Origin of the sequence: Micromonospora sp. NPDC047644 (genome assembly GCF_040704315.1) — a bacterium.
Taxonomy (GTDB): Bacteria; Actinomycetota; Actinomycetes; order Mycobacteriales; family Micromonosporaceae; genus Micromonospora.
The window spans coordinates 58,537-79,881 of the sequence record NZ_JBEYSY010000003.1 but is presented as its reverse complement, the minus strand read 5'-3'; the positions used below and the strand labels follow the sequence as shown (position 1 = coordinate 79,881).

The following is a 21,345-nucleotide window of genomic DNA, read 5'->3' as shown; positions in this document are numbered from 1 at the left end:
GCGGAACAGCGGCGCGGCGGGCTGACTGGGGCTCACTGGTCGCGCCCGAGCAGTGCCGACTTGAAGTCGGTGACCGTGTTGAGCATGTTGTTGGGCATGGTGGGCGCGTCGACCGGGGCGCGTCGACGGGCATCCAGCACCGGGCGGTACGAACGCCGCCACAGCTCCCCCGCGCCCACGTTCCGTCGCTCCGCCACCACGTCGTCGGGCAGCTCGAACGGGGCGGGGAAGGGCAGGTAGCGCGGCAGGAAGTCGGCCAGCATCCGCTCCTGCTCGGCGAACGACAGCGGGTCTGAGTCGGTGTCGTTGAGGCAGAACACGTCGCGGTTGCGACGAGCCAGCAGCTCGGCGAGCCGGGCGGGGGTGGAGGGGTGACCCAGGTCGGCGTACTCGTACTCGATGTCGCCGGGGACGGCCTGCGCGGTCAGGAACGCCCAGTACTGGTGCAGCGACGACGGGATGGACAGGTCGCCGTGGTGCCGGAACCGGTGCCGCGCGGTGGCCGCCACCTCGTCCGGCAGTGTGCCCTCGATCTGCTGCATGATGCTGCGCCGCAGCGCGAACGGGGTGTGCTTCATCTTCTGCGTGATGGTCACGCCGAACTGCCGTTGGATGTGCCGACGGTTGTTCTTCCCGGCGGCCTTCACCGGCGGGTCCTCCGGCTTCGCCTCCCCCAGGCCGAACTGGGCCGGCGAGGGGAAGAACTTCGCGATCCCGTTGGCGTGGAAGAAGTGGTTCGGCAGCAGCGGACGACCGAGGAACACGTCGTCGTTGAGGTACAGGAAGTGTTCGGCCAGTCCGTCGATGCGGTGCAGGCGGGACTCGATGGCGTGCGAGTTGTACGACGACCGGCCACCGAGGTCGGCGAAGAGTTCGGCGTGCGAGACGACCGTGATCATCGGATCGCTCGGGTCGAGCCAGCTCGGCAGTTGGCTGTCGGTGATCAGGAAGATCCGCCGCAGCCAGGGCGCGAAGCTGTGCAGCGACCGCAACGAGTACCGCAGCTCGTCGCGGTTGTGGTAGCGCGAGGAGTTGGCGGCGACCGCGTGCAACGGGCCGCCGGGGGCGCCGAGCGCCATCGACTTGCGTTTGAGCCACTGCGGGTCGGAGCCGTCCACCCAGGTGTAGACGGCGTCGATCGGAAAACCGATCCGGTCCGGCGCCCGGACGGCCAGGTCCCGGCGGGTGCCGTAGGTGTGGTCGTCGGCCTCGGGCACGAAGTGGCTCAACAGCGCCGCCGCCACCCGGACCGGCTGCGCCCGGGCGGGCGCCTCGTCGACGACCCCGTTGCGCCGGGGAGCGCGGACCATGTCCCCGTGTCGGCTCCAGAACTCGATCTCGCAGGCGAACTGGGCGCCGAGGACGACACCGGCACGAGCGTCGGTCACCGGGAAGCAGACCCGGATCACCTCGGTCGGGGCGCCGTCCGGTTGGTCCCGACGGGGCTGGACCTGCACCACCCGGACGTCGGCGCCTGACAGTGCCGGCGCGGAGCGGACCAGGCGTCGTACCTCCGTCCGCTGGTCGTCGAGGACCGCGACGGTGCTGCGCAGGTGGTCGTCGTTACGAATGCAGTGGTATTCGATGCCGGCGGCGTGCAGCGCCGTGGTGACGGCCGTGAGGTTGCGGTGCCACTGCTGCAACGGGGTCGCCGTGGCGACGACCTCGGCCCGGGTCCGAACGCCACCGTCGGTCACGGCCACCCGGGCTCCGAGGTGATGCACGGTGTCGTTGCCGCGCGGGCGGGAAAGCGTCTGCACCAGGCCGATCCGCCGGTGTGCGGGCAGCAGACCCAGCACCCGTCGCCGTGCCGACGACGGTAGGAGTCGATAGATCTTCAGAGCGATCATGCGCTGGGCCGCCGTCCGCTCGGGACGGCCGCCTCGTCAGCGGGCACCCGTCAGCCCTGCGGACGGGCAGCGGGGTGAGATCCCCCTCGCGATGATTCGACACAGACTCGCGCAGCCATCACTGCATGCCCTTCCACAGATCCCCCGTTGACACTGCGCAGATGACCCGAGGCGCTCGTTCACCTGCCGGCCATCAAACAACCACATCATCGATACCTGACCCACCGCCAAAAATGGCATAAGGCCGGTATGCGAGGGTTTGCCAAAATAATCCTGGCCGTTCGGGTGATCAACCAGACCGGGACGGTCGGCCGGCCGTATCCCCGCGAAGCTCCTCAACCGCGGGCGGAACCGGTACGGCGGTCGCCAGCAGCCACCGTGACCTGGCAGAGTAGCGGGGTGACCGAGACCGGACCCGCCGCGACCAGGGTGCTGCACCCGCCGGTCGGCTACCGGCTGACCGCCTCGGTCCGCGCCCTCACCTTCAGCCCGTACGACCCGTGCGCCCGGGTGGCGGCCGGCACCTTCTGGTGGGCCACCCGCACCCCGGAGGGTCCGGCCACGCTCGCGCTGCGACCGGCCGGCGGCGAGCTGCTCGCCGAGGGGTACGGGCCCGGCGCGGAGCACGTCCTCGCCCGCGCCGACGCGATCGCCGGGCTGCGCGACGACCTGACCGGCTTCACCGAACTGGCCGCGGCGCACCCGCTGGTCGCCCGACTGGCCCGGGAGCACCGGGGGCTGCGGATGCCCGCCACCGGGGAGGTCTTTCCCCGACTGCTGCGCGCGGTCTTCGAGCAGAAGGTCACCGGCAAGGAGGCATACCGGGCCTACTCGGCGATGGTGCGGCACTTCCGGGAGCCGGCTCCCGGCCCCTTGCAGCCGCTGCTCCTGCCGCCCGAGGCAGCCACCGTCGCCGCGGCCCCGTACTGGGTGTTCCACCCGTTCGGGGTGGAGCAGCGCCGAGCCGACACGCTCCGTCGCGCCGCCGCGCTCGCCGACCGGCTGGAGCGCAGCACCGACGCCGCCGACGCCACCCGCCGGCTGACCGCCATCCCCGGCATCGGGCCGTGGACGGCCGCGGAGGTGGTCCGGATCGCGTACGGCGACCCGGACGCGGTCAGCGTCGGCGACTACCACATCCCGAACACGGTGGCCTGGGCGCTCGCCGGCGAACCGAGGGGCGACGACGCCCGGATGATGGCCCTGCTGGAGCCGTTCCGAGGCCACCGGGGCCGGGTGTGTCTGCTGCTGGAGGCGGCCGGCATCCGGGCACCGAAGTACGGCCCACGCGCCCCGATCCGCTCGTTCGCCCGGTTCTGAGTCGCTGCGGCGCCAGGGTGCTCAGCGACCCGCGCACAGCCGACGCAGGGTACGGCCGAGCCACCAGGCGTACGCGTGCTGCACGGCCCTCACCGCCGGGCCGCCGGCGCGGGTGAACCAGCGGTCCGGGAGGCTGAACGCGCGGACCTCGAACCAGACCGCGCCGGCGTCGTCGCGGACCACCTCGAACGCCTCCTCACCCCGCTCCGGGTGCCCGGGCAGGGTGCCGTAGCCGAAGCCGGCGAGCGTGGGTGAGTCGACGCTCCAGACCACCCGGCACGGCCCCCAGAGGCGGGCCGGGCCGACGCCGAGGCCGGAGGTCACCAGCACACCGGTGGTGGCCCGCGGCGCGTCGGTGCGGATCCGGACACCCGCGGCGCGGTGCAGCCGCCAGCTCAACACCGCGTCGGCGGCGGTCTCGAAGCAGCCGCCGGGCAACGGATACCGGTGGCGCAGGTGGTGGTACCCGCCGGGCAACGGCCCGTGCCGGGTCGACCCCACCTCCGGGTACGTCAGTTCGGCCACCGTTGCCCCCTCGACCTCGACCGGACACGGGTCAGGGTACGGCCGGTGCGGCCGGGCCGCCCGTCGATGGCAGCGGCGGCTGTGCACGTCGGTCGCCTGTCGGTCGCCCCGGACCAGCAGGGGCGGGGTGTCGGGGCGCAACTGCTCAACGCCATCGAGCGGGCCTGCGCCGGGCGGGCGGCCCGCTTCACCCTGTTCACCGGAGCGGACAGCGCGCGCAACCTGCGGTTGTACGAGCGGCACGGCTACCGGATCGTGGCGCACCGCCCGGACCCGAACGGCATCTCGTTGGCGGTGCTGGAGAAGCCGGCGGTCAGCCCCGCTCGCAGCGACTCCTGAGACCGTCGGCCTCCATCCGCACATACCGGCGGAACAGCCCGCCGTACAGCCGGCCGATCAGGCCGGCCAGCGGGCCGGACTGGCTGAAGGCCAACTCGACGCGGGTACGCCCGTCGGGCAGCGGCAGCAGCCGGTGTTCTGCCGTGGTCCGCACACCCGGGACGTCGGAGACCCAGACGAACTCCCGATGCTCGGTCAGTTCGGTGACCCGCCAGAGGGCCGGCCGCAGCTTCGGCTGGGTCAGTCGTGCGGTAGCACCGACGGTCAGCGGCCCCGGCTCGCCCCGCTCGGCCCGGGTGACCGAGTCCGTCCACTCGGGCCAGCGAGGCACGTCGACAAGCACCGCCCAGATCTGCTCGGCGTCCGCCGCGATCTCGGTATCAGCCTCGAACCGCATGGTGTCCCCTCCCCGGCGGCGCCGCTCGGCACCGCCACGGGTGCAGACGAGGCCGCCGCAAGCATTGTGACAGCGAGGTTCACCGCCGTCGGTCCCTCCTCAGTGGATGCTCCCGGGAACGTCCGGTCGCCCGCCGCCACGCACGGATCAGGCGGCCTCGCGAAGGTCGGCCAGGGTGAGCGGGGTACGCCGCCGCAGCAGCTCCTCCAGCTCCGGCACCGAACCCACCTCGCCGAGCACGTTGCGGCCGCCGCCGAACCGCTCCGGATAGCGGCGGGTCAGTCGGAAGCGGTAGCGGCCCCGGATCAGCTCGACGCTTACCCGCCACCGCCCGCAGCAGTCACAGACCCACTCGGACACCTCGCGAAAGTAGCTCTGACCTGGGGATATTCGATTCGCCCGGTCGGGACGAGCGGCGCGTGGGCGGACACGCCGCCCCGCCGCGCACGGTGATCTGCCTCACGACTGTCGGCGCCGTCTGATTGACTGGTCGGCGTGGACCTGCCGATCAACCCGCCGGTCGAGCCGATGCTGGCCAAGAGCGTTCCCAAGCTGCCCACCACGCCCGGGGTGACCTACGAGCCCAAGTGGGACGGGTTCCGGTGCATCGTGTTCCGCGACGGTGACGAGGTCGAGCTGGCCAGCCGGGGCGGCAAGTCGATGACCCGCTACTTCCCCGAGGTGGTCGAGCAGGCCCGCCGGCAGCTGCCGCCGAGGTGCGCTGTCGACGGGGAGTTGATCGTGATCCGGCGCGACGGGCCGAGCGGCCAGCCCCGGCTGGATTTCGAGCTGCTGGCCCAGCGCGTCCACCCGGCCGCGTCCCGGGTGAAGATGCTGGCCGAGACCACCCCGGCCGACTTCGTCGCGTTCGACCTGCTGGCGATCGGTGACGAAGCCCTGCTCGACCAGCCCTACCCGCGCCGCCGCGAGCGGCTGGTCGAGGCGCTGGCCGGGGTGCGCCCGCCGGTGCACGTCACCCAGGTCACCACCGACCCGGACACCGCGCGGCGCTGGTTCGACGTCTTCGAGGGCGCCGGGCTGGACGGTTTGATCGTCAAGCCGGCCGACCTGCCGTACGAGCCGGGCAAGCGACTGATGTTCAAGGTCAAGCACGCCCGCACCGCGGACGCGGTGGTGGCCGGCTTCCGCTGGCACAAGTCCGGGCCGGTGGTGGGCTCGCTGCTGCTCGGCCTGTACGACGACGCCGGGGTCCTGCACCACGTAGGCGTGAGCGCGTCGTTCAGCATGGCCCGCCGCGCCGAGTTGCTCGACGAGCTGGCACCCTATCGGGACATCGCCGGTGAGCACCCGTGGGTGCACGGCGACCACGAGCGTGGCCAACGCATCCCCGGCGGGGTCAGCCGGTGGACCGGCACGAAGAACCTGGAGTGGGAGCCGGTGCGCCCCGAGTTGGTGGTCGAGGTGGGCTACGACGCCATGGAGGGCGAACGGTTCCGGCACACCGCGCAGTTCGTCCGCTGGCGCCCGGACCGCGACCCCCGATCCTGCCGCTACGACCAGCTCGACCGGCCGATCCGCTTCGACGTGGACCAGGTGCTGCGCGGCGACCCGACGGCCACCGTGGACCGGGCCGCCACCGGCTCGGCGTAGCCTGGCCGTCGACCCGATTCCGGAGGACCACGTGATCCGCACCGCCGACCAGCCTCGGAGGGCGTCCAGCCGCCGGGGCCGTCGCACTCTGGCCGCCTTCGTCGTCGCCGCGCTGCTCACCGCCGGTTGCACGCTGCCGGCCTTCGCGCCACGCACCGAGGTGGAGGGCGCGGCCGCCCCGACCGGCAGCGCACCGAACTGGCGGCCCTGTCCGGAGGTGCCCGACGAGTTGGTCGGGCGGAGCGCTCCGAACATGCGCTACGAGTGCAGCCGGATTCAGGTGCCCCGTGACTGGGGCACCGGCAACGGGGCGAGCGCCGGCCCAGGGGCCGGGCAGACCTTCGAGATCGCCCTGCTGCGCGCCCGGTCCACCAAGCAGCGCGACCGGGTGGGCTCCTTGGTGATCAATCCGGGTGGCCCGGGTGGTTCCGGTGTCGACACCGCCGTCTACCTCTCCTTCGGCGCCCAGTTCGGCGGTCTGCCCGCCTCGATCACCGAGCGCTTCGACATCGTCGGCTTCGACCCGCGCGGGGTCTCCCGTTCCAGCCCGGTGAAGTGCATCTCCGACGCCGACCTGGACGCCAGCTTCGGCTTCGACCCGGACCCGGCGAGCCAGTCGGCATTTGACGGCTTCGTCGGTCTGAGCCAGCGGATCGGTCGCGGCTGCGGCGACCGCTACGGCGACCAGTTGCCGCTGTACGGCACCGAACAGGCCGCCCGCGACATGGACGCGGTACGCGCCGCCGTGGGCGACGACAAGCTCACCTACCTGGGCTACTCGTACGGCACCCTGCTCGGTGCCACGTACGCCCAGCTCTACCCCCAGCGGGTGCGGGCACTGGTGCTCGACGGCGCCGTCGACCCGCAGCAGCGGCTGGTCGAGGGCTCGGAGAGCCAGGCCCGCGGCTTCGAACGGGCCTTCACCAACTTCACCCGCTGGTGCGCGGCGAACGCCGGCCGCTGCCCGATCGCCCCGGACGCCCGCGCCGCCGTCACCTCGGCCATCGACAAGGCCAAGGTCTCCCCGGTACGCGGCGACGACGGTCGGGAGGCCACCGCCGGCTGGGTGTTCTACGCCGTCATCTCCTCGCTCTACACCGAATCCGGCTGGCAGGAGCTGGCCCAGGCGATCGACAAGCTCGCCGAGGGCGACCCGAAGGACGTGTTCCGACTCGCCGACTCGTATGCCGGCCGGGAGGACAACGGGCACTACTCGAACCTGTTCGACGCCAACCTGGCCATCAACTGCGCCGACGAGACGGAGAAGCCGAGCCGGCAGCAGATCCGGCAGTTGCAGTCCGAGTGGCGTGGAAAGTACCCGCTGTTCGGGCCGGCGTTGGCGGTCGGCATGCTGAGCTGCGTCGAATGGCCGGGCGGGCGTGACCCCTACCCGACCGGGAAGGCGAACGGCGCACCGCCGATCGTGGTGGTCGGCACCACCGGCGACCCGGCGACGCCGTACGAGCAGACGCCCCGGCTCGCGTCGATGCTGGGCGTCGGTCGGGTGCTGACCTGGGAGGGCGAGGGGCACACCGCCTACCCGCAGACGTCCTGCATCACCAACGCGGTCAACGCCTACCTGATCGACCTGACCGTGCCACCGGAGGGGCAGCGCTGCCCGGCCCGCTGACAGGCTGGGTCGGCGGCAGTGGGGGCAGATCGATCCCCTGCCGGGTGGCCAGCTCCTCCAGCAGCGCCCGCATCCGGCGCACGTCGGCCTTGAGCTGTTCCTGCTCCTCATGCTCGAAGGCGTTGTCGTCGACGATGAGCCGGCTCGCGAAGTGCGCGGTGATAAGTGGGATGACCAGCAGCACCATGGTCGAGATGAGCAGCGCGGCCAGTGTGCGGCCCGCCCAGGTGGTCGGCGAGATGTCGCCGTACCCGACGGTGGAGGCGGTCACCACAGCCCACCAGACGGCGTCGGCCGGGCTGCGCTCCTCGACCTCGCCGTAGATGAAACCGGCCACCACGATCATCAGCAGGTACGAGGTGATCAGCGTGCGGGGCGAGTTGGCGAACCACACCAAAGCCCGGTATATCCACCGGAACGGCAGCAGCAGGAGCTCCATGCCGCCCTATGCTGCCCGCAAGCATCCTGCCCGACCAGCCACACCAAACAAACGCGCGGGGCTACAAGGCGCCCCTTAACCTCGGCGCGTGATCGTCGCGAGTCGGCGCCCTGGGGCGGTCACCGAGGAATCGGGCTCCCGGAGCCGGACCTGCCACCTGCGGTGGCGCTGATCGCCGGCAGCACCTGCGAGCGATCTTCGACCCGAGCATCCCCGGCGAGGTCGGCACACCCACCCCCTCTACCTGCGCTGCCTGGGGGCTTGGGCGACCGCCGACACGCGCGCTTGCTGATCGCCGACAGTCCGTACCGGACGCCACCTCTCACGAGACAATGTTTAGGACAGGGAGGGCACACCGACGAGCCACCACAGAGTTGAAGTTCAAGTTAGAGAGTCTGATCAGGGTCGGTATTTGCACGGACCTCGCAATCACAGTAGCCGCCTGCGTTCCTCAATCCTTCACGCAAACGAGGCCAATCCACTTCGCGATGCTTCGCGGCCCACTCCTCACACAGGCTGAGGCTGTGGTCGCATCCCCGACGAACCAGGCGCTCATCCAGGTAACCGTACAGCGAGTCGAGCGAACCACGATCCACACCCAGAGCAGCCCACCCCGCCTCGCGCTGGGCGTTCTTATATGCAGATCGAAGAGCCTTCCGGCGATCCTTGTCAGGCGACGGCATCTCGTATGTCCTAAATGTCAGCGGTGGAACCTTATCCTTACCCGGCCGGCAAATCATAGCGAACTTGGCGCACTGGCAAGAAGCGGCCAAGTCTTGGGATCTTGACCTGAAGGATCTGGACGCTTGCCCCCGGAAGCATTCTCCTAATCTTTCAAAAGGTTGCGTGGATAGGCGCGCGTAATGAATGCAGCCAGAGACGAGGGGAAGACAAGTCTCGTCAGGTTCCTGAGCCTTCTGCCGAAGTTGTCATGTCTGTGCTGCAGCCGGTGAAGGGACGTGTAATTGGGCACCGCACACCGGTAATCACACCCCCGCGCCCTTTCGTGCGTCCGGCGATGAGCCAACTGGTAGCCAGGCGGGTTCCGAATATAGGCTCGCTTGGCGTTGATTTCCTGCTTGATCCAGCCGCGGAAATGACTGGGCAGCTTCGGATCGTTGACCATTTCACGGAGCCGTTGGCCCTTGTCGACCGAACCGGATCCCACCGGGCAGGCGTCCGGATCGCCGCCGACGTTGTGAACGAGGACGTCGGTGTCGCCCACCAGGACGTAATAAGTGTGGATGTCGTCGACGGTGAGGTTGTGAACCGTCGCGACCGCGCCGTAGGCGACGACCGCGATGACGCTGACCCGAGCGCCGTCCGGGCTCAGTAGCAGGTCACCCTGCTTCAGGTGCTCGGCGCGCAGCCACTCCTGCTGGTTGCTGACCCAGAACGGGTGACCGTCGGTGGCGGTCACCGTGCCGTCGGCCACGCCGTCACTGTCGGAGTCGATGCTGATGTCGACCAGCTTCTTCTGCCCGTCGCCGGTGATGAGGGCGGTGACCGGTCGGCCGCCTTCCTTGCCCGACTCCGGGTCGGCCGCCCACACGACGTCGTCGAGCTGAATCTCCTCAATGGCCTTGTAGCTGCCATCGGCCATCAGGACCGGCGTACCGGGCAGGAAGCTGTTACAACCGCTCGGCCGTTTCCCCTTCACAGCCTTCTTGACTGCGCCGGCGCCACGAGCAGCTGTCTTCGCCTGCCGGACTCCCGGCACCATCGACGCGATGCCCATGGCGCAGCCCGCCGTGTCGCCACCCTTGCAGGTCTTCGCGGTGTCGATGGCGCCTGCCACCGCCGACACGGCGGCGGCAGCGGCCGCCACCACCTGGGCCGGGGGCGGCAGCACCGCCGCCACCATGGCTATCCCGCCCGCGACCGCGGAGATGGTGCCGGCGTTGTTGACCACGGTCTTGACCGCAGACTTGGCGGTGTTTGCCACCGCGTTTGCGGCCCGGCTGGCCGCATTCTTGATCTTTCCGAAGAAGAGGCCGTCCGGGTCGGCGAAGGTGACCGGGTTGTTGTTCGCGTAGGCGAACGGGTGCATCCGCTGCGGGTCGTACTCGTCGGTCTCCGGGTCGACGGAGATGAACGCGCCCAGCGCCGCGTCGTAGAACCGGGCACCCAGCAGCGACAGGCCCGTCGGGTCGCTGATGCCGCCGACGAAACCGCGCTGACCGGAGGGCCAGGTGCCGCCGGTGCCGCCCGAGCGGGCGTTTCCGAACGGGTCGGAGTATCGGACCGTGTCCACCCGGGTGACCGAGTTGACCGCCCAGTGCGCCGAGTCGTGCTGGTCGGAGGCGAGCCAGGTCAGATCCTTGGGACCCGTCGCGGTGGACGCGGCCCGAGAGGCGATCGTGTCGCCGGCGTGCTGGTAGTACCGGGTCGCCGTGGTGTCCTGACCTTGAACGACCAGTTCCTGCCCGGCGACGAAGACGGTGGCCTGACCGTTCGGGTCGATCCGGGCGATCCGGTTGCCATCGGCGTCGTAGACCATCCGGGTCTCGCCGCCCGGTCCGGTGATCTTCTGGAGTTTGCCCTGGTGGTTCCACTCCAGGTTCTCGGTGACCCCGTCGACCTTGCGGTAGGTGAGGTTGCCGGTGGCATCCCAGTCGTAGTGGTCCACCCGGCTGCCGGTGGTCACGGTCCGAACCGCGTGTGGCTGGGCGGCGTTGGCTGCGGCGTACCCGTAGTCGGAGGCGACACCGGTACGACGGTCGGTGACCGACTTGCGGGAACCGTCCGCGTGGTAGGCGTACGCCTTCCAGTACGGCGACTTACCGCTGATGGCGCCGGCGGTCGGCTCCGCGGCACAGGTCGTGGTCGCCTGCGTCCACGCCTGGGTGAGACGCCTCAGCTGGTCGTACTGGAAGCACTGGACGTCACTGTCGCCAGGTCGAGGTTTGTCGTCGTTGTCGAGCGGCGTGTTCGCCATCGACAGGACGTTGCCCTCGTGGTCGTAGTCGTAGGAGAGGGCGGCGACGTTGTTGACCGTCGCGTCCCGGTCGAAATAGAACTCCTTGAGCCGGCGGGTCGGGTCGTCGTAGACGTAGGTCTGGTACGCCTGCGGCTTGTTGTTGACGCCGAGGGTGCGCTTCAGGACCTCGCCGTAGGGCGAGTAGGTGGCGGCGTCGACGTAGACGGTGTTGGTTCCCGACGGGTACGACGTGCCCACCAGTCGCGTGACATTGCCCAGGTCGTCGTAGGTGTGGCCGATCGTCTCCCGCTCCAGGGCACCGATCTTGGGAACGTTCATCCGGTCCGGCGACCCGTCGGCCTTGAAGGTGTACGTCGAGACGTACGTCCCGGCCGCTGTCCCCAGGCCCGGCATCGCCGGGATGCGCGCCTCCTCGTCGGCGACCTGGTAGGCGTCGCTGTACGCGAAGATCTCCCGGACGAACTGGTGCCCGTCGACGGTCGACACCTGCTTGGACAGGTGCCCCTTGGCCACCGTGTCGTACGCCCACTCGGCGGCGAGCTGACCGTTGACCAGGCGCTTCTTCTGTCGTCCGAGGACGTCGTACTCGGTGGAGACCACGTCGTCGAGCGCGTTCTTCGACGAGGTCACGTCGTCGTCGTTGTCGTAGGTGAGGGTCGTCTCGCCCTTGTCCGGGTCGAGCGTGCGCACCTCCCGGCCGCGCAGGTCGTACCCGTACTCCCAGACCTTGCCGGTCGGGCCGGTCACGGTCGCCAGGTCTCCGCGCGGGGTGTACGTGTACTTCGTGGCGTCGTACCCGCCGCTCGGGGTGAGGCCGTGGAACTGCCGGAGTTCGGTGGTCCGCTCGTGGACGTCGCTGATGGTCGCGGTGGCCGTGCCGCCCCGCGGCGGGGTGACCGACACCTGCCACCCGTCCGGGTTGCCGCCGTAGCTGGTGACCGTCGCCCACAACTGGCTGTGGCCCGACCAGGTGCCCTCGTTGACGACCCGTCCGAGGGCGTCATGACTCAGGACCGTGCGGACGCGCTCCTCGCCCGGGTTGAGTTGCAGCAGCTCGTTGGCCGGCGCTCCGGTGAGGTAAGCCGGACCTGCCCGATACGCCTCCAGGCCACGGTCGTTGTAGCCGGTCGACTCGACCAGGCGCTTCCCACCGAGGGAGTCCTCCTGCGTCTGGACAGGCCGGTACAGCGAGTCGAAGAGCCCGATCTCGGATATGTAGGTCTCGTTGGGTCCGAGTCGCTTGGTGGTGACGGCGAGCGGCCCGTCGGCGCGTACCTGGTAGCCGAACTCCAGGTTCGGAGTCTTGGTCGCCTTGGCCCGGCCCGGCAGCCACACCTTGGTGAGCCGCCCCAACGGGTCGTGTGTCAGGTCGGTGCGCTTGTCGTTGGCGTCCACCACCGATGTCGGCTCGGCCCAGGCCGGCTGTTGGGTGGTGGTCGTCTTGTGTTGCAGCGGGTTGAGGGTGACCGTCTGGGTGACCGGCCCCGGACCGGCGGGTGTGTACGTGGTGGTGGTGACCCCGCCCCGGGCGTCCGTCACGCTTCCGATCCGCCCGAGCGCGTCGTAGCTGCTCCGGGAGGTGGTGGCGTAGACGGGTCCGCCGTTCCAGGTGTCGAGGGTGTCCTCGCGGGTCACCAGGCCCTTGCTGGGCGCGGAGCCGTGGGTGTCCGATCCGTCGTGGTAGGTCTTCACGTCGGAGATCACGTCCGCCGGGCGGTTCACCGTCGCCCCGCACGACGTGGCGACCGTCTCCACCCGGGACACCGCCGCGCGGATCCACGCGGTGCCGTTCTTCGCGTACGTGGTGGTGCTGCAGGTCTCGTCGCCGGTACGGGCGGTGTCCCCCAGATCGGACACCGTCTCCGCTTGGCCGTCCGAGTCGTAGGTGGTGCGGGTCTCGGTCCGCGCCCACTTGTTCGGCGCCAGCAACTTGCGGGTCTTCACGACCGACGGGCCGGTGAAGTACGCCCGGTCGGTGCCCCCGGCATGGGTCCGCGCGGCGGTCTGGCGGGTCCAGTACTGCGTGGTGGACGCCTCGACGACGTCCGACCCGTCGAGGGTCGCCTCCTCGAGTGGGGAACCGGCCAGCGCCGGATGGTCCGAGAACGTGGCCGACTCCGAGTCGGACACCTGCACGGTGCGCCGGCCACCGCCCGGCAACGGCTGGTCGTCCAGGCCCCGGTAGAACCGCTTGCGAGTCGTCAGCGGTACGCCCCGACCCGGCTCACCGACCTTCGTGACCACCTGGGAGTAGCCGCGCCACTGCCCGTAGGTGCGGTGCTTCTTCTTGGTGAACTCACCGTCGTCGTAGCCCCACAGGACGCTCGTGCCACCCCCGTCGGTGCTGTACTCGTACCGCGTCGTGATCGCCGGCTGGTCGGCGGTCCGGTCGATCTCGGAGATCTCGGTCACGACGTACTTGTGGAACCAGTCCCGCTTCGGGTCGGTATAGCCGTCCGGGGTCCAGTACACGGGGTAACACAGCCGTGAGTTGGTCTCCGGTGAACCCGGCAGGTCGTTCAGGTCACAGTCAGCCTCGGAGTACGTGACGTGAATGTCAGCACCCGACTCGGTGCGGATGTTCTGGATCCGCCACCGGGAAAACAACGGCGCACCTGCCAGGACATTGGCCCGGTTCACCAACTCCACCCCGGTGAACTGCACCGGCGGGTCCGTGACGGTGCCACCGACGTGCCCGGCGTGCACGATCTCCTTGAGCCACAGCGACGCCGAACCGGCCACCTTCGGCGCCTTGAACTCGTGGCTCAGACTCCACGACTCGACGTCGGGGAACGCGCTGCCGTCACGTACCTGGGTGGTGATCTTCGTGAGTCGCTTGGTGCTGAAGAAGACCGGTGCCAGCTTGTCCGTGCAGGGGGCCTCGGCGCATTCCTTGTCCCATGGCACGTCCGGCCAGTTCGCCTTGACCGGCTTGCCGTCCTTGTGGCACTCGGTCACCAGGCACCGGTCGGCGACGCTGAACACCACCCGCCCGGTGGCGGCGACGCTCGAATAGTTGGCGTGCAGCCCGTAGTCGATCCGCGTCAGGTAACCGCCCCGGGTGAACGACTGCCGGTTGTTCTTGTCGTCAGCCGCGCCGTAGTGACCGGTCTCGCCCTGGTAGTAGTAGCGGACCGTGTTGCCGTGCACGTCCACGGTCTTGTCGAGCATCCAGCGCCAGGCCTGCTTGCAGGACGAGTCCTTGAAGTCGGTGGCGTGGCAGTCCTCGCCGGAGTGGTTGCCGAAGACCGGCATCGTCCACCGTGAGTCGGTCGCGGCGGCCTCGCCCGCGAAGAAGTAGCGGGTGCCGTCGGGCGTGGTGACCGTCCAGCGTTCGGTCGTGGCGCTGCCCGACGTCGCCGGACTGCCGTCCAACTGGATCCGCCAGTTGCTGTCGCTCTGCGCCCGCCAGGCTCCCGAGGCGTCATCCTTGATCAGGGACGTGTTGGTGCCGTTGAGCGAGACCGTGACGTTCGGTGAGTCACCCTTCCAGCACTGGTCGTAGGTCTTCTTGTCCTTGTTGTTCGGATCCTTGCCGGCGACCGCGTCGCGGTCGTCGGTGCAGGTGGCGTAGGTACGTTCGATGAAGCCCGGCGCGTAATCCCACCCGTCGCCGACCCACGACGCCTGATTGTTGGCGCCGGCCATCCGCCCGTCGACCACCTGTGACGAGTAGTCCAACGACATCTCCGGCAGCGGGCCCTCTGCCGGCGGCAGGCGCAGCGGGTTCGAGTAGGAGAACCCTCCGGAGCTGTCTCCCGCGGTCCAGGATCCGGACGCCTTCAGGTCGGTGGCCTTGTAGTCGCCCTCCTCCGAGGACTCCTCGGCGGTGATGGCGAAGACCATCGGCGCCGCACCGGAGAGGTCGACCCTGGTCGACAACGTGCTGGTGACCGGGTCGTTGGTCGCGTCAACCCGATCGGTCTCCTGGCACTCCGACCGCTGGGGGGTCGTCGCCGCGCAGGCCGGCAGCCGTTTGAGGGTCAGCCGCTCACCCCAGCCCGCGCCGTAGAGCTGCCGGATCTGTGCGTAGTCGAAGGCCGCGTCGACCGTCCCGGCGTCGCCGTTCACCACGACCACCGGGCCGCTGACCCCGAGTCGGCGTGAGTGCTGCTCGTCCAGGAGTTCCACGCGCGCCTGGGTGGGGACACGCTTACCGGTGACGGTCGAGGCCGTCACCGGCAAGCCACCGGCGAGGCCCCGCACCGCCGACGCCGACTGCCGATCGCCCTCGAGTTGCCGCTCGCGCCGCGTCTCGGCGACCGCCAGCGTGGTCGCACCCGCCTTCGGCCAGGTCGCGTGCTTCGGCCCCGCCCACCTACCGCCGTCGTCCGGAAGCGGGGTCCGGTCGACCGGCACCCGGCGGGCGGTCTCCGCTTTGGTCGCCTTGACGGGACGGTCCCCGGAAGGAACCGGGGAGGCCTGAGCGGCTTGGGGAACCGTGAGAGTCGACGCCACCAGCACCGCGAGGCTGCTCAGGGCGATCAACCGTCGGGGACGGGAAAGGAGGGCGGGAGAATTCGGCATGGCCTCTTCCTGACGGGCGAGGGGTGCAAGGGAGGTCGGCAGGTACGGCGAGGCCCGCGGCGTCCAGCCGCACCCTCACCCCGAGATGGTCAGCCAGCTGCGAGATCAGCGATCCGGTCCGGATCGACTGTGGAGGTCCAGAGCCGGACATCGTCGACGACGCCGCCCAGCCGGGAGAACCGGGTACCGCTCACGTTTCCGTTGCATCCGACGAGGGTGGGGCCGCTCGCCATCCAGGGCGAGGAGGGGCCGTCCTGTTCGTCCTGCAGCACGCCGTCGACGTACAGACGGACCTTGCCCTTCGCCAGGTCGTAGACGCCGGCCAGGTGGGTCCACTTGCCGAGCTCCGGGGCCTGCTGTGATTCGGCGATGTGCCAGGTGGGAGTGCCACCGGACGCCGAGGGCATCCCGAAGTGCCAGCGGTTGGGCCCCGGGTTGTATCCGAAGAAGAAGCCGGGAGCGGCGGTGGCGATCTGCGTGACGACCGAGTGGTGGCCGGTCGTCTGGTCCAGCACAACCCATGCCGAGACCGTGAACGAGGCGTCCGTGCGAACCGTCGGTCCGGACGTCTCCGCGCAGGAGCCCTCGGCCAGTTCGAGCCCGAGCGCTCCGTCCCGACCAAAACCGCGATCGCGGGTCCACGCGTACGGGCCGGTGATGGTGAGGTCCCGGCCGTTGCCGGACCAGTCGGTCAGGTAGGTCGGCGTGTCGCTGGCCGGGCCGTCCAGGGGCCACATCCCCTCCAGCTTGACCGCCGGGTTACCACCGTGCACGGCGGCCACCTCGGCAGCGGTCAGGGCTCCACGCCATGCCCGCACATCCGAGACCGCGCCGTTGATCCGATCCACCACCTTGCTGTCGTAGCGCCCACAGCCGATCGTCAACGGCCCGTTGGCCTGCCAGCCCGCGGCGTTGCGCGTCACGGATTCGGCCAGCGTCCCGTTGACGTACAGGCTCAGCCGTTTGCTGGTGGCGTCATACGTGCCTGCCAGATGCGTCCACTTACCGGAACTGCCGGCGGCACTGCCCTTGGCCGTCACCGAACCCGACGACACACTGCTCGTGTCCTTCATGACCATCGACCAGACCCGCGCGCCGTCGTTGGCCTGTCTGGTGCCCAGCAGGAAGCCACTGACCTGCTCGTTGTCCTGACCGAGCGCGGTCTGCGTACCGGCCGACACATCGGTCAGTCTGACCCACGTCGCGACGGTGAATGACTCATCGGTTCGTACCACCGGTCCGGGCGTGCCGAGGCACTGGTTGCCGTTCAGCTGCGCCGCCGACTCCACCCGGCCGAATGGGTCGTCCGCCCAGTTCAGGTCCGCTGGGACAGTGGCGTCCCGGGCGAAGCCGGTCGAGTCGACACCGTCACCACGCAGCTGCCACCTACCGACCTGACCGGCGGGTAGCTCGGTGGCCGCCCGCGCGATCTGCGCCTCGGAGAGCAGGCCCTGCCAGACTCCGACGTGATCGACCGAGCCGGTCATGTGGTGGAACGTCGTGGACGCGCCACCGGCACAACCGAGCAGGAGCCGCGACTTGGCGTTCCACGGCGTGAAGGGGATGGCGTTCTCCGCCGCGAGCGCGCCGCCGACGTAGAGGCGGACGACCTTCGCCACGGGGTCGACGGTGGCGGCGACGTGCTGCCACACGCCAATGGCGGCAGCCGCCCCATCGGCCGTCGCGTACGTGACGGTGGAGCTGTCGGCGTTGGTCAGCGAGATCCGCCACCGATCGACGTCGGCGTTGTAGCTCAGGACGAAGGCGGAAGCGACGGAACCGGTCTGAGCGACGATGGCCTTGTTGCCATTCTTCGAGGCCAGGTTCACCCAACCGGCGACGGTGTACTCGGCGTCGGTACGCACCGCCGGCGACGCCTGAGCACAGCCCGCGCTGCTGAAGGTCAACGCGGCGTTCGCGCTCCCCTTCCGGTCTGGTCCGTAGCCGACCCCGCTGCCGAGCACCAGGTCACGGCCCTCACCGGAGTCGTCGAGGCCGTCCCCGTCGAGCCGCCAGGCACCCTGGTTCTGCGCCTCGGTGATCCGGCCGGTGAAGAAGTTGAAGGCGGCCCTCGCGGAGTAGTTTCCGGCGTTGTCCTGCGCCCACACGTACACGACGGTGCGGCCGGCCTCCGGGGTGAACGTGATGGACGTCGTACCCGTCGAAGCCACGAACGTCTGCCTTGCGTCGACGCCGATGCCGTAGGCGAACTGCTTCATCCCGGATCGTGCGTCGGACGAGGTGAAGCTGAGCGTCACCGGTTGCCCGACGGTCGGGGTCCCCGAGGTGCGCGTGACGATCGGGGTGGTGGGACCGGTGCGATCCACCCGGAAGTAGCACAGGCCGGTCCAGCCGGTGGGGTCGGTTTCGTCCGTCCCGCGTACCCGCCAGTTGTAGTCGCCCTCGGCAAGCGTGGGGGTGGCCCAGCCGCGCTCCTCGCCCGACGTGGTCCACGCGGAGAAGTGCTCCGCCGGGCTCGTCGGCCCGTTCAGGTCGAAGACGACCTTCACCGAGCCGTCGCCGTCACTGGCCTTCCCGTACAGCGTCGGGGTGGCGACGTTGACCCACGGACCCGGCGACGTCTTGCTGCAGGTGCCGCCCGGAGCCGTACGAATCGCAACCGGAGATGTCGGCTTGTGCTGATAGCTCGCGACCATCTTCACGTTGCTCGGGTCGAACTTCGCCCAGCGGCCGCCGCTCTCGGTTCCCATCCGCAGACCGAACGTCATCGCCGACAGTCCGTCGTCGGCGTTGTCCTGGATCTTCTCCTTGATCGCCGCCGCGTTGAACGCCACCCAGTTGGCCGACTGGCCGCTGCATCCGCCGTTGGCTTTGACCAACTTTGTCTGCAGGGCGCCGCCGTGCATCCAGCGGCCCGCCATGCCGTCCCAGCTGTTTGTGTAGCTGGACAGGTTCCCCGTCTGCCAGAGGCCGACCGACTCGCCGTCGCAGTCACCCGAGTGCACGGCGTACGCGTCGACGCTCGGCGTCCCGGTGAGTCGCTTGCCGGCGAGAACCGTGGTGTCGAACTGGAAATGCGACCGCCAGATGTCGCCGTGGTTGTCCCAGTTGGATCCGACCCGCACGATCTCCCGGGGCCAGGCCGTTCCGGAGGTCCACGCCGTACCGGCGTTCGAGTCGTTCACCGGTGCCCACCGGGACGGCTTCTTGTCGTAGGCGGGGTCGATGAAGATCGGAAAGTGGTCACTGGCCAGCAGTTCCGGAGCTGCGGCCACCGTCATCGCCGTGTCTTCGACCCGTACCGAGACCGGAGTGACAGCAGCGGTCTCCGCCGGGCCGCGGACGCTGGAGCGCGCACCCGGCGCACGGGCGTCGCTCGACGAACCGAGCCCCGACCGCCGAGCCCCCGACTTGACCGGCGGCAGAGCCGAATCCCAGGCCAGCGCTGGCGGCGCGGCGGCGAGCACTCCGTCGGGACCGGAGATGACGACTCCGCCGCTCCCGGTTGCCACGTCGGCCGAGCCGCCCACGACGTACCGCGTCTCACGCACCGCCGGGTTCTTGGCGGCGGCTGGGGTCTTCACCACGAGCAGGTGGGCGAATCCCGACTTCTCGGCGCGGACGACCAGATCGACGTCGGGCAGGACGTTGGGGTAGGTGATCGTGTCCCGGTCGATGACGCCCGCCGGAAGCGGGCTCGGCCAGCCGAGCGAGAAGGTGGTGCCGGCGCCGGCCATGGTGGCGAACGGGCCCGCCCCACCGGTCGAGAACACCACGTCGGCCGTCGACGCGACAGGGCGCACGAGGCCGTCGGCCCCCACCGTCAGCGTCGTGTCGATCTGCCGCCAGGACCCGTTCCGCTTGGTCCAACGCGGCTCGGCCCACGCCTCCAAGGTGAAGTCACCGGACGGCTGGGCGAAGACCTTGGTCGTCTCCGTTGCCGCCGCGAGCACCTCGACGGACGTGTCACACGACTCTGCCAAGGCTTGGGCGGCGCGCTCCGACTCGGCCGTCGGCGACACCCTGACCGCACAGGAATCCGGCTGCTCCGCGGCGGCGCGATCAGCCTGCCAGACCACGTGAAGCAGGGACGCCAACAGAGCAGACACCACAGTGGACGCACGCCAAACAGAACGAGTCGACGGCACTGCCAAACCCCCGTGAGGCAAAGTGATCAACGAATGTGCGGCACACGCTACAGAGGGTTCGACCCCAACACCATGGGTAAGAACGATCAATATCGTCCATCAATTGGCTTCACCGTACGGCCGTCGGGATGCATCGAAAATCATCCAAGAACGGCGAAAATATGCGCGATGCGATGGACCGAAGGATGGCGAATCGACAGAAATTGAACGGTCGCCACCGGCCCATTCCCATTCCCGGCACTGTGAGATTGTCACCGGATGAGTGACGTGATCTTCCGGGTTGCCGACCGGGCGGACCTGCCCGCCGTCATCGCCCTGCTCGCCGACGACGTGCTGGGCAAGGCCCGTGACTTCACCGAGGTCGACGAGGCGTACGAGCGAGCGTTCGCGGACATCACCGCCGACCCGCGCAACGCGCTGATCGTCGCCGAGCAGGGCGGCGACCTCGTCGGCTGCCTCCAGATCACCTACGTCCCCGGCCTCGGCCGGCACGGCGCCGAGCGGTCGCTGATCGAGTCGGTCCGGGTCCGTTCCGACCGGCGTGGTCAGGGTTTGGGCCGACAGCTGATGATCTGGGCCGTCGAGCAGGCTCGCGAGCGTGGCTGCGCGCTGGTGCAGCTCACCACCGACAAGACCCGCGAGGACGCGCACCGTTTCTATCTGGGCCTCGGCTTCGTCGCCAGCCACGAGGGCATGAAGCTCGCGCTCTGACCCGCCGTCACGCCCGCCCGGCCGGGGGGCGAAAGTAGCTCCGACCGGGGCGCGTCCCCTGCCGCCTGGCCGACCGGGCCACGCCCAGAGATGGCAGGGGAACCTCTTCGTCAGTACGAACGCTGTGGAGCTGATGTCGTAGACGAGTCACCCGTGGCGACTCGTTGACGACATCAGCTCCACAGCGAGCCGCGCAGGCCACTGCCCGGCACGGTCAGCCGTCGACCAGGCGGCCGTCGCGCAGGGCCAGCACCCGGTCGGCGAGGTCGATCAGGGCCGGGTCGTGCGTGGCCACCAGGGCCGTCATGCCGCGGGCGTGCACCACCGCGCGCAGCAGGTCCATGATGGACCGCCCGGTCTCCGAGTCGAGCTGACCGGTGGGCTCGTCGGCGATGAGCAGGTCCGGCTCGTTGGCCAACGCGCGGGCCACCGCGACCCGCTGCTGCTGCCCGCCGGAGAGCTCGTACGGGCGCTGCGCGGCGTGCCCGCCCAGGCCAACCAGCTCCAGCAGCACCGCGACGCGCTCCTCCCGCTCCGCAGCCGGCACCTGGGCCAGCCGCAACGGCACTCCCACGTTCTCGGCGGCGGAGAGGATCGGCACCAGTCCGAAGGTCTGGAACACGAACCCGACAGTGCCCCGGCGCAGCCGCAGCAGCTCCGCCTCCCCGGCCGAGGTCACCTCGTGCCCGGCCACCACCACCTGACCGCTGTCCGGCCGGTCCAGCCCGCCGATCAGGTTCAGGAGCGTGGTCTTGCCGGCCCCGGACCGACCCCGGATGGCGACCAGCTCGCCCCGGTTGGCGCTGAACGACACGTCCCGCACGGCGTGCACGGCGTGCTCGCCCCGACCGAAGGTCCGGCTCACCCCACTGACCCGGACCACCTCGTCGGGGTGCTCCCCGGGCGCGCCGCCGAACCCGGCCGCGCCGGTCACCACCATGTTCTG

The 21,345-nt window shown here is 69.8% G+C and carries 13 protein-coding genes and 1 pseudogene; 5 read left to right on the top strand and 9 right to left on the bottom strand.

Features of this window, described 5'->3' with window-relative positions; genetic code table 11:
• Positions 1–32 precede the first annotated feature (32 nt).
• Positions 33–1,850 carry a stealth family protein gene (locus tag AB0877_RS06425; protein WP_366607222.1) on the bottom strand — a complete coding sequence of 606 codons (1,818 nt, stop codon included), beginning with the start codon at positions 1,848–1,850 and terminating at the stop codon, positions 33–35.
• A 399-nt stretch (positions 1,851–2,249) separates the two neighbouring features.
• Between AB0877_RS06425 and AB0877_RS06420 the strand changes: the two genes are divergently transcribed.
• Complete coding sequence (locus AB0877_RS06420) at positions 2,250–3,170, top strand: DNA-3-methyladenine glycosylase 2 family protein (protein WP_366607220.1); 921 nt, start codon at positions 2,250–2,252, stop codon at positions 3,168–3,170.
• Between the two features lie 21 nt (positions 3,171–3,191).
• Here AB0877_RS06420 and AB0877_RS06415 read toward each other — a convergent pair whose 3' ends face one another.
• Positions 3,192–3,695, bottom strand: coding sequence for a DUF1990 domain-containing protein (locus AB0877_RS06415; RefSeq protein WP_366607218.1), 504 nt, complete (start codon positions 3,693–3,695; stop codon positions 3,192–3,194).
• 87 nt (positions 3,696–3,782) lie between these two features.
• Between AB0877_RS06415 and AB0877_RS06410 the strand changes: the two are divergent.
• Positions 3,783–4,034, top strand: a pseudogene (locus AB0877_RS06410) (GNAT family N-acetyltransferase); the annotation flags it as partial.
• On the opposite strand, the gene AB0877_RS06405 reads toward AB0877_RS06410, so the two are convergent.
• Both AB0877_RS06405 and AB0877_RS06400 read right to left on the bottom strand, forming a co-directional pair.
• Positions 4,009–4,431, bottom strand: a complete 423-nt coding sequence (locus tag AB0877_RS06405; protein WP_366607216.1) for an SRPBCC family protein — start codon at positions 4,429–4,431, stop codon at positions 4,009–4,011. The pseudogene AB0877_RS06410 and the gene AB0877_RS06405 sit on opposite strands and share 26 nt — an antisense overlap.
• Positions 4,432–4,578: 147 nt before the next feature.
• Positions 4,579–4,791 carry a hypothetical protein gene (locus tag AB0877_RS06400; protein ID WP_124858806.1) on the bottom strand — a complete coding sequence of 71 codons (213 nt, stop codon included), beginning with the start codon at positions 4,789–4,791 and terminating at the stop codon, positions 4,579–4,581.
• A 135-nt stretch (positions 4,792–4,926) separates the two neighbouring features.
• On the opposite strand from AB0877_RS06400, the gene AB0877_RS06395 reads away from it, so the two are divergent.
• Both AB0877_RS06395 and AB0877_RS06390 read left to right on the top strand, forming a co-directional pair.
• Positions 4,927–6,042, top strand: a complete 1,116-nt coding sequence (locus AB0877_RS06395) for an ATP-dependent DNA ligase (protein WP_366607214.1) — start codon at positions 4,927–4,929, stop codon at positions 6,040–6,042.
• An 88-nt stretch (positions 6,043–6,130) separates the two neighbouring features.
• Positions 6,131–7,672 carry an alpha/beta hydrolase gene (locus tag AB0877_RS06390; protein ID WP_366607679.1) on the top strand — a complete coding sequence of 514 codons (1,542 nt, stop codon included), beginning with the start codon at positions 6,131–6,133 and terminating at the stop codon, positions 7,670–7,672.
• Here the strand turns inward: AB0877_RS06390 and AB0877_RS06385 are convergent.
• The 4 genes from AB0877_RS06385 to AB0877_RS06370 all read right to left on the bottom strand — a co-directional run bounded on the left by AB0877_RS06385 (position 7,611) and on the right by AB0877_RS06370 (position 19,649).
• Positions 7,611–8,111, bottom strand: coding sequence for an ion channel (locus AB0877_RS06385; protein ID WP_366607211.1), 501 nt, complete (start codon positions 8,109–8,111; stop codon positions 7,611–7,613). The genes AB0877_RS06390 and AB0877_RS06385 overlap by 62 nt on opposite strands.
• Positions 8,112–8,497: 386 nt before the next feature.
• Positions 8,498–8,794 carry a DUF2695 domain-containing protein gene (locus AB0877_RS06380; RefSeq protein WP_366607209.1) on the bottom strand — a complete coding sequence of 99 codons (297 nt, stop codon included), beginning with the start codon at positions 8,792–8,794 and terminating at the stop codon, positions 8,498–8,500.
• Between the two features lie 143 nt (positions 8,795–8,937).
• Positions 8,938–15,579: a polymorphic toxin-type HINT domain-containing protein gene (locus AB0877_RS06375; RefSeq protein ID WP_366607207.1), complete on the bottom strand. Its 6,642-nt coding sequence runs from the start codon at positions 15,577–15,579 to the stop codon at positions 8,938–8,940.
• Between the two features lie 89 nt (positions 15,580–15,668).
• Positions 15,669–19,649 carry a LamG domain-containing protein gene (locus AB0877_RS06370; protein WP_366607205.1) on the bottom strand — a complete coding sequence of 1,327 codons (3,981 nt, stop codon included), beginning with the start codon at positions 19,647–19,649 and terminating at the stop codon, positions 15,669–15,671.
• A 297-nt stretch (positions 19,650–19,946) separates the two neighbouring features.
• On the opposite strand from AB0877_RS06370, the gene AB0877_RS06365 reads away from it, so the two are divergent.
• Positions 19,947–20,399 carry a GNAT family N-acetyltransferase gene (locus AB0877_RS06365; protein ID WP_366607203.1) on the top strand — a complete coding sequence of 151 codons (453 nt, stop codon included), beginning with the start codon at positions 19,947–19,949 and terminating at the stop codon, positions 20,397–20,399.
• A gap of 214 nt (positions 20,400–20,613) precedes the next feature.
• Here the strand turns inward: AB0877_RS06365 and AB0877_RS06360 are convergent, their stop codons facing one another.
• Entirely contained in the window at positions 20,614–21,339 is a 726-nt protein-coding gene (locus AB0877_RS06360; protein WP_366607677.1) for an ABC transporter ATP-binding protein, read from the bottom strand.
• Between the last annotated feature and the right edge of the window lie 6 nt (positions 21,340–21,345).